A 13,609-nucleotide genomic window follows, 5' to 3' on the forward strand; every position below is an offset into this window, starting at 1 on the left:
ATCGAGTGCCGCCTTCGATTGGGGTGGACCGATCGAAACACCTTCGAGCCCGTCCGAAACGTCGGCCGGATCGGCTCGGCGGTGCTTCCCTCCGCCCTTTCGTTGCCGATCCTCGCCGATGCCTCCGGCAACGACTTCATTCGGTGTTGAGAGCGGCGAAAACTCCCCGCCGATCGTCCGCCAGCGTCTTTGGACGGGCTCTTCGAGTTTTAGATGATGGTCGGCCGCCCTCGGAGCTTGGCAGCGGGGCCGTATCGAACCGCAGCTTGGTCGGACGGGTACCAACGGCTGCTTCCTCGCTCACGGCTGCCCGTTCGCTTGCAGAAGGCGATTCGAGGGCTCCAGGGGCACGGGCACTCTCTCGATGCGAAGACGGGATCGGGGAAGAGCAGCAGATCCGTCACGCAGAACTGACGTCTTGCCGGCAGATCGTTTCGAACACGGACAGAGGGGAAGCTCGAAGGGCGCGCCGTTACGGCGGCCAGTCAGGCATCGATTTTCGCGCGAGACAGCGCGTCCGCCAGCACCCGAAGGCGGATCGCGGAGGACAGGTTGGTGTCCGGGCCCCGCTCGGCGTCGATCTCGGCGATCAGGGCGGCGAGGCTGGTGTGGCGGCGGGCTGCGATGGCGCGAAGCTCCACCCAGAACGCGTCCTCGAGGCTGATCGATGTGCGGTGGCCCCGGATCGACAGCGAACGCTTCTCGGTCATGGCGCGGTCGGGTCGTCCGTCTCGCGACTGTGTTTGGCAGAGGGGTCGCGCCGGGCGGCGTCGAGCAGACGCTCGGCCCGTTCGGCCTCGCGGCGGGCCATCTCGCGCTCGGGCTTGGCGATCCCGTGGCGGGCGCGATTGCGCTCCGCCACCTCGGCATCCGCCGCGCGCGCGGCGCGCTTGCGGGCGAGGCGAAGGTTGATCACGTCGCCCAAGGTGTCAGGGCTTCTTGCGGAAGGCGTCCAGCGAGACGACATCGGCCGAGGCCTTCTCGGCCTGCGCCTTTTCGTCCGCAGCTGCGGCGTCGCCCGTCTCGGACTTCGCTTCCTTGGCCGGCTTGGTCGGAAGCTTGGCGGCAGGCGCGGCCTTGGTCGGCAGCGGCTTCACGGCGGTGGCGTTCGGCGACACTGGGGCGAGGGCGGTGGGCGCGGGAGCGCCGGCCTCGTCCTGCGAGTTGGCAGCGTCCATGTCGCGCACGTCGAACTCGAGTTCGAAATTGACCGCCGGATCGTAGAAGCCGCGGATCGCCGAGTAGGGGATCAGCAGGCGCTCGGGAATGTCGGAGAAGGACAGGCCGACCTCGAACGCATTGTCGTTGACCGTGAGGTCCCAGTACTGGTGCTGGATGACGATGGTCATCAGCTCCGGGTACTTCTCGCGCAGGCGCGAGGACAGGCGCACGCCGGGCGCCGAAGTCAGGAAGGTGATGAAGAAGTGGTGCTCGCCGGGCAGGCCGGTCTTGACGACCTCGCCCAGCACCTTGCGGATCACGCCGCGCAGGGCGTCCTGCGCCAGAACATCGTATCGGATAAGGTCCTGGCCCATCGGTGGTCCTGAATTCGCAACGCTCGACTGCGGGCGACGGGGCCCGAAAGGAAGTGGAGGTTTCTGTTGCCAGGCACCTCCGAGCCCCGCCTGAAAGTGCGAACCCTCAGGGCTTGATTTGAAGCTATCGCACCGCGTTAGGCGGCGAGACGGGCTTCCGCATAGTTGTCGTTGGCAACTACTTTTTTAGCCCGATAACGGTGGTACAATGCCGAGCGAAAGAACGATCTTTACACCCTCGTCGATCCTATTTCGCCCCCGCCTCAAACCAGCGCGAGGGCTGGGCTCAGGTGGAGGCGCCGGGTACCGCCCCCGGGTCCGAAAGGTTTATTCCATCGGCCGTTTATCGCCATAGCCGGAGCAAGCCCCAGCCCGGCGAATATAGGGTTTTGGCGCGCCGCTGAAAAGACGGGAAATCGGTTTTGATGGCCGATCGCGGCAAAGACGCGAAAGGGACTCGACTCCGCGCCGCAAAGGGTCGATCCATCGGGCCGTGATTGCGATGCCGGAGTGCCTATGCGCGCCTATCTCGACCTTCTCGCCCGCGCGCTGAACGAGGGCACGGACCGCGGCGACCGCACCGGCACGGGCACCCGCGGCGTCTTCGGCCACCAGATGCGCTTCGACCTGGCCGAGGGTTTTCCGCTGGTCACCACCAAGCGCCTGCATCTGCGCTCGATCATCCACGAACTTCTCTGGTTCCTGCGAGGCGAGACCAATATCGCCTATCTCAAGGACAACGGCGTGCGCATCTGGGACGAGTGGGCCGACGAGAACGGCGATCTCGGTCCGGTCTACGGCTCGCAGTGGCGCTCGTGGCCCGACGGGCGGGGCGGGCACATCGACCAGATCGCGAACGTGGTCGATCAGATCCGCAAGAATCCGAACTCGCGCCGCCTCATCGTCTCGGCCTGGAACCCGGCCATGGTGGACGAGATGGCGCTGCCGCCCTGCCACTGCCTATTCCAGTTCTATGTCTCGAACGGGCGCCTGTCCTGCCAGCTCTACCAGCGATCCGGCGACATCTTCCTCGGCGTCCCCTTCAACATCGCGTCCTACGCGCTCCTAACGCACATGGTGGCGCAGGTCACCGGGCTGGAGCCCGGCGACTTCGTCCATACGCTGGGCGACGCCCATCTCTACCACAACCACCTCGAGCAGGCCCGCCTGCAACTGACGCGCGCGCCGCTGCCGCTGCCGCGCCTTCGGCTGAACCCGGAGGTCACCGACCTCTTCGCCTTCCGCTTCGAGGACATCGCGATCGAGGGCTACGAGGCGCACGGCCACATCGCCGCGCCCGTCGCGGTTTGAGAGGGGCGGCATGAGTGCGCTTCCCCTCGTCGCGGTGGTCGCGACCGCCGCCAACGGCGTGATCGGCTTTCAAGGCGGCATGCCCTGGTCGGTGCCCTCCGACCTCCGGCGCTACCGCGCGCTCACCATGGGCAAGCCGATGATCATGGGGCGGCGGACGCTCGAATCGATCGGCCGCGTCCTCCCGGGGCGCGACACGATCGTCCTCACCCGCGCGTCCGAGCCGCCCTTCGAAGGCGCGATTCTTGCAAGGTCCCCGGACGAGGCGATCGCCCTGGCGGCCCGAGCGGCGGATCGCCGCGGCGCGAACGAAATCGTGATCGCGGGTGGCGGTGAGATCTACCGCGCGTTCCTGCCGCGGACGATCCGCGTCGAGCGGACGGTAATCGGGGCGGAGCCCACCGGAGACGCCTTCTTTCCCGACCTTGCCGCCGCCGGTTTCCGGCTCGTGGCAGAGGAGAACGGCGCTGCCGACCCGCGCGACAGCGCGCCGACGCGCTACGAGCGCTGGGAGCGGGCGTCCTCGCCGCGCTAACCATGGCAGGAGAGCTGCCGATCATTCGCCCGTGACGCGCGTTGAAACGCGATTTTGCGGTTCCTATAAGGAGTTGACGACGTGGCGTGCCGGGTTTGCGGGGCGCGCGCGAAAAGTTCGGACGGAAGGACATCCATGCCCTGGAGCAATCAGACGGGGAACGGCGGCTGGAAAGGCGGCGGTGGCGGCGGCCCTTGGGGGCAGGGACCGCAAGGACCGCGCCCCGGCGGCAACAACAACTCGCCTGATCTCGAGGACATCCTGCGCCGGGGTCAGGACCGCCTGCGCCGCGCGATGCCGGGCGGCGGCGGCGGTCGCGGCCAGGGCGCCGGCGGCGGCGCGGCGATCGCGGGTCTGGCGGTCGCCGGCCTTGCGGTCGTCTGGCTCCTGAACGCGGTCTACACGGTGCAGCCCGACGAGGTCGGCGTCGAGCTCCTGTTCGGCAAGCCGAACGAGCAGCTGTCCGAGCCCGGCCTCCATTTCGTCCTGTGGCCTTTCGAGACGGTCGAGACCGTGAAGACCTCCGAAAGCCAGATGGTGATCGGCTCCAACCAGGGTGGTGACGGTTCCGGCCTGATGCTCTCGGGCGACCAGAACATCGTCGACGTGCAGTTCACCGTGAACTACCAGGTCGCCAACCCCGACAACTTCCTGTTCAACGTGCAGGACCCGCCGGCCCTCCTGCGGCAGGTGGCCGAGAGCGCCATGCGCGAGGTCGTCGGCCGCCGTCCGGTCGAGGATATCTTCCGCGACGACCGGGCCGGCATCGCCGAGCAGGTCCGAGCGATCACGCAGGACACGCTGAACACCTACGGCGCCGGCCTTCAGGTCAACGCCATCACCATCCAGGACGCCGCGCCCCCGTCCGACGTCGCCGACGCCTTCGAGGAGGTGCAGCGCGCCGAGCAGAACGAGGCGCAGTTCGTCGACGAGGCACGCCGCTACCAGAACGAGCAGCTCGGCCGCTCGCAGGGCGAGGCGGTGCAGATCCGCGAGGACGCCGCCGCCTACAAGAACCGCGTCGTGCAGGAGGCGCAGGGCGAATCGCAGCGCTTCACCGCCATCCTCGGCGAATACGAGAAGGCGCCGGAGATCACCCGCCAGCGCCTCTACTTCGAGACGATGGAAGGCGTTCTCGGCAATTCGTCGAAGGTCATCATGGACCCGTCGGCCGGCGGCGGACAGGGCGTCGTGCCCTACCTGCCGCTGAACGAACTGCCGCGCCCCGGCGCCCAGAGCCCCAACGCCGTCGGCGGCACGCGCACCATCCAGCCGAGCAACACCAACACGCCCGATTCCAGCGTGCCGGTGCCGGGCCAGAACGGGAACGTGCAGGGCACCAACCTGTCCAGCATCCAGGGGACCGGCCGATGAGCAACCGCGTCTATGCTTCGCTCGCGGTCGTCCTCGCCGCACTGTTCGTTCTCTACAATTCCGTCTTCATCGTGCGCGAGGGCAACCAGGCCGTCGTCACGCGCTTCGGTCAGATCCAGCGCGTCGTTACCGAGCCGGGCCTCTACTTCAAGCTGCCGCTAAATTTTGCGGGCGCCGACAACATCCAGGTCCTGCCGAACCGGCTTCTGCGCCTCGACCTCGACAACATGCGCGTCCAGGTCTCGGGCGGCGCCTTCTACATCGTCGACGCCTTCCTCGTGTACCGCATCAACGATGCGGCGCGCTTCCGACAGGCCGTGTCGGGCTCGGTGGACCAGGCCGAGCAGCGCCTGCGCAACCGCTTCGATGCGGCCGTGCGCCGGGTCTACGGTCTGCGCAACTTCGAATCGGCACTGTCCGAGGAGCGGGCGCAGATGATGGTCGAGGTTCGCGACCAGATCCGCCCCGATGCCACGCAGCTCGGCATCGATCTCGTGGACGTGCGCATCCGTCGCACCGACCTCACCGACGACGTCTCGCAGCAGACCTTCGCGCGCATGCGCGCCGAGCGTCTGGCCGAAGCCGAGCGGGTTCGCGCCCGCGGCCGTGTGTCGGCCCGCGAGATCCGCGCCGCGACCGACCGCTCGGTCTCGGAGACCGTGGCGGGCGCCCGGCGCGATGCCGAGGTGCTGCAGGGTGAGGGCGAGGCCGAGCGCTCGTCGATCTTCGCCAATGCCTACCAGCGCGACCCGGAATTCTTCCAGTTCTACCGCGCGATGCAGGCCTATCGCACGGCGCTGGAGAACGGCGGCACCACCATGCTGCTGCGCCCGGACTCGGAGTTCTTCCGCTACTTCGACAACGCCGGTGGACCGGGGGTGGCACCGGGCAGCGCGCCGACGGCAAGCGTTTCCCCTGAGGCGCCGGCTGCAGCGCCCGCCGCAACGCCGGCGCCGCCTGCAGCGGCCGCAGCGCCGGTTCCTGCGGCGCCGGCTGCCACGCCTGCCGCGCCGGCGGCACCCGCCCTGGCCAACTGACCGGACCAAACCTCAGAGCCCGCCGCGTCCCCCGCGGCGGGCTTCTTGATTCCAACGCTTTTATCGGCTTGCCTCCTTCGGGCGGTCTGCCGCCGCCATGCCCCCGGCCGAGGAACTTCCGGATGTCGCTTCCCAACGCACGCCTCGCTTCATCGCTCGCCGGAGCGGCGCTTGCGCTTCTGGCCGTCGGCGCCGGCCCTGCGGGCGCGCAGGGTGTGATCGCCCCGCCGTCCGAGGGGCAGCCGATCGCGCCGCAGCCGCCGACTGCCGCGACGATCGATCCGGCCGCACCGGGCGTGCCGGCCCAGCCGGGCTCCGCGCAGCCGCGCATGATCGGCCCGGCATCGGTCGCCGATCTCGCGGACCGCCTGCTCGGCGCCGTCGTCAACATCTCGACCTCGCAGAAGGTCGAGGGCGGGCCGCCGCGCGATGCCACGCCCCCGCTGACGGCGCCCGACGGTTCGCCGCTGCAGGACTTCTTCAACGACCTTCTCAACGGCAAGGAAGGCGACGGCGAAAACCGCGTCCAGTCGCTCGGCTCGGGCTTCGTGCTCGACCCGTCCGGCATCGTGGTGACCAACAACCATGTCATCGCCGATGCCGACGAGATCACGGTGAACTTCGCGGACGGGCGACAGCTCGACGCCACGGTGGTCGGCGTCGATCCGAAGACCGACCTCGCCGTCCTGAAAGTGGAATCGCCGACGCCGCTCGCGGCCGTCCGGTTCGGCAACAGCGACGCGGTGCGCATCGGCGACTGGGTGATGGCGATCGGCAATCCGTTCGGCCTCGGCGGCTCGGTCACGGTCGGCATCGTGTCGGCGCGCGGGCGCAACATCCAGGCCGGCCCCTACGACAACTTCATCCAGACGGACGCGGCCATCAATCGCGGCAATTCCGGCGGCCCGCTGTTCGACATGTACGGCAATGTCATCGGCATCAACACGGCGATCATCTCGCCGACCGGCGGCTCGATCGGCATCGGCTTCGCGATCCCCGCGCTGCTCGCCCAGAACGTCGTCGACCAGCTGCGCGAATACGGCGAGACGCGGCGCGGCTGGCTCGGCATCCGCCTCCAGGAGGTGACGGACGAGATCGCCGAAGGCCTCGGCCTGCCCAACGCGCGCGGCGCCCTCGTCATGGGCATCATTCCCGAGGGGCCTGCCGACAACGGCCAGATCGAGATCGGCGACGTCGTCACCCGCTTCGACGGGCGCGAGATCGCGACCTCGCGCGACCTGCCGCGCATCGTCGCCGAGACGGAGATCGGAAAGACCGTGACGCTCGACATCCTGCGCAAGGAGAGCCTCGACGCGCCGGCGAAGCCGGTTTCGGTCCACGTGACGCTCGGCCGTCTCGAGGACGCCGACGAGACGGATGCCGGCGAGGACGATACGCCCGCCGACGCCGATGCCGCAGCGCCTGATGCGCCCGCAGCGCCCGCGCCGAACGCCACGCTCGGCCTTCAACTCTCCGACGCCAGCGACGAGTTAAAGAAGCGCTTCGATCTCGCCGACGACTTCACCGGTGTTCTCGTGACCGAGGTCGCGCCGAACTCGGCGGCCGGCGAGAAGGGCATCGAGCCCGGCACGGTGATCAAGGAGATCGGTCAGGAGGCGGTGAAGGATGCCGCCGACGCGCGCGAGAAGCTGACCAAGCTGAAGGCCGACGGCCGCCGCAACGCGCTCCTCCTTCTGGCCGATCGCGCCGGCGACCTGCGCTTCACCGTCGTGCCGATCGACTGACGCGTTGTCCGACAGGTTCGGAGCGAACGCGCCGCGGCGACCCTCCGTGGGGGGATGGCGACCGTTTAACCCGGTCGTGAAGCGCTCCCGTGCTGGGTCTCGCGCCAGTCTTCGGCCGTGAGCCCGTAGAGGCTGTGGCGGACGAGATGCGGATGGGTGGCGGTCGAGACCTTCGGATGGTCGAACGTGCCGCGAAGGGTCATGCCGAGCCGCAACATCACCTTCTCGGAGGAGCGGTTCTCGACGACGCACTGCGCGACGATGTCGGGCAGGCGCAGGACGTCGAAGCCATGGGCAAGGCAGGCCCTCGCGCCCTCCGAGGCGTAGCCCTGGCCCTCCGCGTCCGGGACGAGGCGCCAGCCGATCTGGACGGTCGGCGCAAAACGGTAGGCATCCTCCGTGATCGGCGCGAGGCCGATCGTGCCGATCACCGCTCCGTCCCGGCGGCGCTCGGCCGCGAGGAACGACACGCCGTTGTCGTCGAGGCCCGCGTTCCAGCGGTCCATCGTCGCGTCGGCTTCCTCGCGGCTCAGACGCTTGTCGAAGAAGCGCATGATCACGGGATCGCTGTTGAGGGCATGAAAGATCGGCCGATCCGCTTCGCGCCAGCGGCGCAGCGTGAGGCGTTCGGTCTGGAGCCCGTCCATCAGTCGACGAACTCGCTGGCGCGGTAGCCCTGGAGGAAGAGAAGGGCCGTCAGGTCGCCGTGGTCGATCCGAAGCGGGGCGCGCGCCGCGACCGCCGGCTTGGCATGGATCGCGACGCCGGTGCCGGCGGCCAGGATCATCGGCAGGTCGTTCGCCCCGTCGCCGACCGCGATCGCGTCCGCCGGCGTCGTGCCGAGCCGGGCCGCGATGTCCTGCAGCGCGGCAAGCTTGGCTTCGGCGCCGAGGATCGGCTCCGCCACGGTGCCGCTCAGCCTATCGCCGGAGACGTCGAGGATGTTGGCACGATTCTCGGCAAATCCAAGGCGCTCGGCGATGACCGAAGTGAACGCGGTGAAGCCGCCGGAGACAAGCGCCGTGTGGGCGCCGTTGCGGTTCATCGTACGCACCAGCGTCGCGCCGCCCTCGGCCAGCGTGACGTGGTTGGAGATGACGTCGGCGATGGTGGCGACGGGCAGGTCCTTCAGGAGTGCCACGCGCTCGCGCAGCGCCGGCTCGAACGCGATCTCGCCGTTCATCGCGCGCGCCGTGATGGCGGCGACCTGATCCTTGATCCCGATCGCGGCAGCCAACTCGTCGATGCATTCCTGGTTGATCATCGTGGAATCCATGTCGGCCAGGAGAATCCGCTTGCGGCGCCCCGCCTGCTCCTGCACCACGCAATCGACGCCCTCGTCGAGCGCGAGGCGCCGGAGCCGCTCCTGCGCAGTGGGGCTCAGCGGTTCGGCGGTGACGAGGTCGCAGGCGACGTCGGCCTCCAGCCAGTGGATGTCCGCCTCGCCGATCTCGCCGGCGGCGGTCTCTGCCAGTGTGCGCGACACGCGCGGATCCCGCCGCGCCGACAGGAGGGTGACGACAAACATGGAAGCGGCGACCTGACGCAAATGGAGAAACCGAAGGCGATCCTGATAGCGGGGCCCACCGCGAGCGGCAAGTCGGCGCTGGCGCTCCGGCTGGCGCGCGCTGTCGGCGGCGTCGTCGTCAACGCCGATTCGATGCAGGTCTATGACGGGCTGCGCATTCTGAGCGCCCGGCCGGGCGCAGCCGAGATGGAGGGCGTCGAGCACCGCCTCTACGGTCATGTCGATCCTGCCGCGCCCTATTCCGCCGGCCATTGGCTGCGCGAAATGACACCGCTCCTCAAGGAACTCGGCGTCCGCGGTCTCGTGCCCGTCATCTGCGGCGGCACCGGGCTCTACTTCAAGGCACTGCTCGGCGGCTTCGACGACCTGCCGCCCGTGCCGGACGTGATCCGGGACCACTGGCGCACGCGCGGCGCCAGCGAGGCCCCGGACGTTCTGCACCGCGAGCTCGCCGCGCGCGACCCGGAGGCTGCGCGCGCGATCCGCCCGAGCGACCCCACGCGCATCGTGCGCGCGCTCGAACTCAACGAGGCGACGGGCCAGCCGCTCGCAGCGCTCCGTCGCAATGCGGGGCAACCCCTTCTCGGCGCAGAGGGCTTGGTGAAGCTCGTCGTCGCACCCGACCGCGCGGTGCTGCGCGCCCGCATCGCCGATCGCTTCGACGCGATGCTGGAGGACGGCGCCATGGCCGAAGCGCTGGCGTTCCGGGCGCGGGGGCCGGACGCGGTGCAGGGTCTCGCCGCGCAGGCGATTGGCCTTCGCGAACTCCTCGATCACGCCGACGGGCGCCTGCCCGCCGCGCTCGCGCGCGAGCGCGCGGTCACCCGTACCCGGCAATATGCCAAGCGGCAGGAAACCTGGTTCCGCAACCAGTTTGGCCTGGACTGGCATCGGCTGGAGGACCCGCGCCGCTACAACCTGGGAGCCTGATGCGGGAACCGGCGGAGCACGAGGTCGTTACCAGCCCCACAAGGAGTGCAGCCATGTCGACCAGCCTTCCCATGCGCGACCATCGCGACGCCATCGAGAAGGGCGCGCGGCTCGGCTATCTCGCACGGGCAGCCGTGTTCATCGTGATCGGCACCTTCGCGTTCCGCACGGCCTTTGCGACCGGCGGCGGCACCTTGAGCGAGGAGGATGCGATCAGCCGCATCGTCGCCTCGCCGCTCGGCGGGGTCCTCCTGGTGCTCCTCGCCGTCGCGCTTCCCTGCTTCTCGCTCTGGCGCTTCGTTCAGGCCATCTTCGATGCCGACGGTTACGGAACGGGTGCGAAGGGCATCGCAACGCGCATCGGCCGTTTCGTCTCCGGCCTCACCTACCTCTTCCTGTCGTTCTATGCGGCCTCGCTCCTGTTCGGCCTGTCGACGGGTGGGGGCGAGGGCGGCGGGCTTCTCAACCAGTGGGCGCCGCTGTTCGGACCCTGGTTCACCGTCCCCGCCGGGATCGTGATGCTCGGCGTTGCCGGCAGCCAGGCGAAGAAGGCCTGGAGCGGGTCGTTCCTCCGGTTCCTCAGCCTGCCGCCGGCCCATGCCCGCTGGATGACGGCCTTGTGCCGCTTCGGCATCGCGGCGCGCTCTCTGGTGTTCGCGGCGCTCGCCTTCCTCTTCTTCACCGGCGCCTCGCGCTGGTCGCCCGACCACATGCCGGGGCTGGAGGATGCGCTCGTCGCCATCGGTTCGTGGCCCTACGGCTGGCTGCTCCTGTCGGGGACGGGGCTCGGTCTCGTCGCCTTCGGCGCCTATGCGCTGATCCTCTCGCGCTACGGCCACATCCGCTCCCCGGATCTCGATCCGACCGACGCCTTGAAGCGCATGGGCGCGTGAGGCGAAAAAGAGTTCCGCGGCGCTTGACGCTTGTGTGAACGCTCCTTAAGGTTCCGCCTCATGCAGACGATCACGCTCATTCTCGTAGCCATGCGCACACGCGAGGCGGTCTAACGACCGTCCGGCTCCTGCCACGTGTGCGCATCCCAAGGCCCCTCGAAGGGCCTTTTTTATTGCCTGGATTTTCCGAAAAACGCGCCGCAGCCCCGACAAGCCGGCACCCAACACAAGCAGGCCGAGCCATGAACCAGATGACGATCGAGACCACCGTCCGCCAGATGACCGGAGCCCAGATGGTGGTTCAGGCGATGAAGGACCACGGCGTCGAGCATCTCTTCGGCTATCCCGGCGGCGCGGTCCTTCCGATCTACGACGCGCTGTTCCAGCAGTCCGACGTCAAGCACATCCTGGTCCGCCACGAGCAGGGCGCCGGCCATGCGGCCGAGGGCTATGCCCGCTCCACCGGCAAGCCGGGCGTTATGCTGGTGACCTCGGGCCCCGGCGCGACCAACGCGGTGACGCCGCTGCAGGACGCGCTGATGGACTCCATCCCGCTCGTCTGCATCACCGGACAGGTCCCGACGACGCTGATCGGCTCCGACGCGTTCCAGGAATGCGACACGGTCGGCATCACGCGCCCCTGCACCAAGCACAACTGGCTGGTGAAGAGCGTCGAGGACCTCGCCGAGATCCTGCACGAGGCCTTCCACGTCGCGACGTCGGGCCGGCCTGGCCCGGTCGTCGTCGATATCCCGAAGGACGTCCAGTTCGCGACCGGCACCTACACGCCGCCCTCGCTCTCGCGCGCCACGCAGCGCTATCAGCCGAAGCTCGACGCCGATCTCGGCCGTATCCGCGCGGCCGTCGAGCTGATGAAGAGTGCCAAGCGCCCGATCCTCTACACCGGCGGCGGCGTCATCAATTCGGGGCCCGAGGCGTCGAAGCTCCTGCGCGAGCTCGTCGCGATGACCGGCTTCCCGATCACCTCGACCCTGATGGGCCTCGGCGCCTACCCGGCGAGCGGTGAGAACTGGCTCGGCATGCTCGGCATGCACGGCACCTACGAGGCCAATCTCGCCATGCACGGCTGCGACGTGATGGTGTGCATCGGCGCGCGCTTCGACGACCGGATCACCGGCCGCCTCGACGCCTTCTCGCCAGGATCGAAGAAGATCCACATCGACATCGACCCCTCGTCGATCAACAAGAACGTGCGCGTCGACCTGCCGATCATCGGCGACGTCGCCCATGTGCTGGAGGCGATGATCGGCGTCTGGCGCGAGACGGGCGACATGCTCGATCGCGAAGCGCTGTCCGAGTGGAAGGGCAAGATCGCCGGCTGGAAGGCGCGCAACTGCCTGAGCTACCGCCAGGAAGGCGACCTCATCCTGCCGCAGCACGCGGTCAAGCGTCTCTACGAGCTGACGAAGGACCGCAAGACCTTCATCACCACGGAGGTCGGCCAGCATCAGATGTGGGCCGCGCAATTCTACGGCTTCGAGGAACCCAACCGCTGGATGACCTCGGGGGGCCTCGGCACCATGGGCTACGGCCTGCCGGCGGCCGTCGGCGTCCAGATCGCGCACCCGGATGCGCTCGTCATCGACATCGCGGGCGACGCCTCGATCCAGATGATGACGCAGGAGCTCTCGACCGCCGTTCAGCATGGCGCGCCCGTCAAGGTGTTCATCCTGAACAACCAGTACATGGGCATGGTGCGCCAGTGGCAGCAGCTCTTGCACGGCAACCGCCTGTCGAACAGCTATTCCGAGGCGATGCCGGACTTCGTCAAGCTCGCCGAAGCCTATGGCGGCACGGGCATCCGCATCGAGAAGGCGGATGATCTCGACGCCGGCATCCGGGCGATGATCGACACCGACGGTCCGGTGATCGTCGACTGCTGCGTCGCCAACCTTACCAACTGCTTCCCGATGATCCCGTCCGGCAAGGCGCACAACGAGATCCTGCTGCCCGACGAAGCGAGCGACGACGCGGTGGCCAACGCGATCGACGCCAAGGGCAAGGCGCTGGTGTAAGCGCAACCGGCGGGGCATAAGCCCCGCCGATCCCATCACGACTGCCGCGCCGACTTCTCCGGGAAAGACCCATGAACCTTCCGCTTCAGCCGCCCGCCTCCGCCTACTTCATCACCGACGACAAGCCGCCGGTCGTCTCGCGCACCCTGTCGATCGTGGTGGACAACGAGCCGGGCGTGCTGGCGCGGGTGATCGGCCTGTTCTCGGGCCGCGGCTACAATATCGAGAGCCTGACGGTCTCCGAGACCGACCACAACAAGCACCTGTCGCGCATCACCGTGGTGACGCGCGGCGCGCCGGGGGTCATCGAGCAGGTGAAGAGCCAGCTCGACCGCATCGTGCCGGTGCACCGCGTCGTCGATCTCACCAAGACCGCGACGGGGCAGGGCGAGGACGGGCCGATCGAGCGCGAGCTCGCGCTGGTCAAGGTGGCGGGTGCGGGCGACGACCGCGTCGAGGCGCTGCGCCTTGCCGACGTGTTCCGCGCCAAGGTGGTGGACAGCACCACCGACCATTTCGTCTTCGAGATCACCGGCAAGACCTCGAAGATCGAGAAGTTCATCCAGATCATGGCGCCGCTCGGCCTCGTCGAGGTCTGCCGCACGGGCGTCGCCGCGATGAGCCGCGGCAAGGATCCGATCATCGAGGGCTGAGCGGCTTCGAGCCCGCCGGACCGTCCTTCCTG

General features: G+C 68.6%; 14 protein-coding genes and 1 other RNA gene. 9 read left to right on the plus strand and 6 right to left on the minus strand.

Annotated elements, in window-relative coordinates; genetic code table 11:
• Positions 1-485: 485 nt before the first annotated feature.
• From BM175_RS09220 to ssrA, 4 genes are all read right to left on the minus strand, one after another.
• Positions 486-710, minus strand: coding sequence for a ribbon-helix-helix domain-containing protein (locus BM175_RS09220; protein ID WP_090962253.1), 225 nt, complete (start codon positions 708-710; stop codon positions 486-488).
• On the minus strand, positions 707-916 hold the full coding sequence (locus BM175_RS09225; RefSeq protein ID WP_244545943.1) for a DUF4169 family protein: 210 nt from the start codon (positions 914-916) through the stop codon (positions 707-709). Before BM175_RS09225 ends, BM175_RS09220 begins: the two co-directional genes overlap by 4 nt.
• A 13-nt stretch (positions 917-929) precedes the next feature.
• On the minus strand, positions 930-1,535 hold the full coding sequence (locus tag BM175_RS09230; RefSeq protein ID WP_090962257.1) for an SspB family protein: 606 nt from the start codon (positions 1,533-1,535) through the stop codon (positions 930-932).
• A gap of 52 nt (positions 1,536-1,587) precedes the next feature.
• Positions 1,588-1,946, minus strand: a transfer-messenger RNA (tmRNA) gene (gene ssrA / locus BM175_RS09235).
• A 105-nt stretch (positions 1,947-2,051) separates the two neighbouring features.
• Between ssrA and BM175_RS09240 the strand changes: the two genes are divergently transcribed.
• The 5 genes from BM175_RS09240 (at position 2,052) to BM175_RS09260 (ending at position 7,537) form a co-directional block, all read left to right on the plus strand.
• Positions 2,052-2,846: a thymidylate synthase gene (locus BM175_RS09240; protein ID WP_090962258.1), complete on the plus strand. Its 795-nt coding sequence runs from the start codon at positions 2,052-2,054 to the stop codon at positions 2,844-2,846.
• A 10-nt stretch (positions 2,847-2,856) separates the two neighbouring features.
• Positions 2,857-3,381 (plus strand): dihydrofolate reductase, encoded by a 525-nt coding sequence (locus BM175_RS09245; protein WP_090962260.1) that lies wholly within the window; start codon positions 2,857-2,859, stop codon positions 3,379-3,381.
• 135 nt (positions 3,382-3,516) lie between these two features.
• On the plus strand, positions 3,517-4,755 hold the full coding sequence (hflK, locus tag BM175_RS09250; protein WP_090962262.1) for an FtsH protease activity modulator HflK: 1,239 nt from the start codon (positions 3,517-3,519) through the stop codon (positions 4,753-4,755).
• Positions 4,752-5,792, plus strand: a complete 1,041-nt coding sequence (gene hflC / locus BM175_RS09255) for a protease modulator HflC (RefSeq protein WP_090962264.1) — start codon at positions 4,752-4,754, stop codon at positions 5,790-5,792. The genes hflK and hflC overlap by 4 nt, the downstream gene beginning before the upstream one ends.
• 122 nt (positions 5,793-5,914) lie before the next feature.
• Positions 5,915-7,537: a Do family serine endopeptidase gene (locus BM175_RS09260; RefSeq protein WP_090962266.1), complete on the plus strand. Its 1,623-nt coding sequence runs from the start codon at positions 5,915-5,917 to the stop codon at positions 7,535-7,537.
• A gap of 65 nt (positions 7,538-7,602) precedes the next feature.
• On the opposite strand, the gene BM175_RS09265 is transcribed toward BM175_RS09260, so the two are convergent.
• Positions 7,603-8,184 carry a GNAT family N-acetyltransferase gene (locus BM175_RS09265; protein WP_090962268.1) on the minus strand — a complete coding sequence of 194 codons (582 nt, stop codon included), beginning with the start codon at positions 8,182-8,184 and terminating at the stop codon, positions 7,603-7,605.
• Positions 8,184-9,065, minus strand: coding sequence for a phosphoserine phosphatase SerB (gene serB / locus BM175_RS09270; RefSeq protein ID WP_090962375.1), 882 nt, complete (start codon positions 9,063-9,065; stop codon positions 8,184-8,186). The genes BM175_RS09265 and serB overlap by 1 nt, the downstream gene beginning before the upstream one ends.
• A 21-nt stretch (positions 9,066-9,086) precedes the next feature.
• Between serB and miaA the strand changes: the two genes are divergently transcribed.
• The 4 genes from miaA (at position 9,087) to ilvN (ending at position 13,577) form a co-directional block, all read left to right on the plus strand.
• Positions 9,087-9,995, plus strand: a complete 909-nt coding sequence (gene miaA / locus BM175_RS09275; protein WP_090962269.1) for a tRNA (adenosine(37)-N6)-dimethylallyltransferase MiaA — start codon at positions 9,087-9,089, stop codon at positions 9,993-9,995.
• Between the two features lie 53 nt (positions 9,996-10,048).
• Positions 10,049-10,888 (plus strand): DUF1206 domain-containing protein, encoded by an 840-nt coding sequence (locus BM175_RS09280; protein ID WP_175526809.1) that lies wholly within the window; start codon positions 10,049-10,051, stop codon positions 10,886-10,888.
• Positions 10,889-11,130: 242 nt separating this feature from the next.
• Positions 11,131-12,924, plus strand: a complete 1,794-nt coding sequence (locus BM175_RS09285) for an acetolactate synthase 3 large subunit (protein ID WP_175526810.1) — start codon at positions 11,131-11,133, stop codon at positions 12,922-12,924.
• A 71-nt stretch (positions 12,925-12,995) separates the two neighbouring features.
• On the plus strand, positions 12,996-13,577 hold the full coding sequence (gene ilvN / locus BM175_RS09290; protein WP_090962273.1) for an acetolactate synthase small subunit: 582 nt from the start codon (positions 12,996-12,998) through the stop codon (positions 13,575-13,577).
• The last annotated feature ends 32 nt before the right edge of the window (positions 13,578-13,609 follow it).

It is taken from the genome of Aureimonas phyllosphaerae (genome assembly GCF_900113065.1).
Taxonomy (GTDB): domain Bacteria; phylum Pseudomonadota; class Alphaproteobacteria; order Rhizobiales; family Rhizobiaceae; genus Aureimonas; species Aureimonas phyllosphaerae.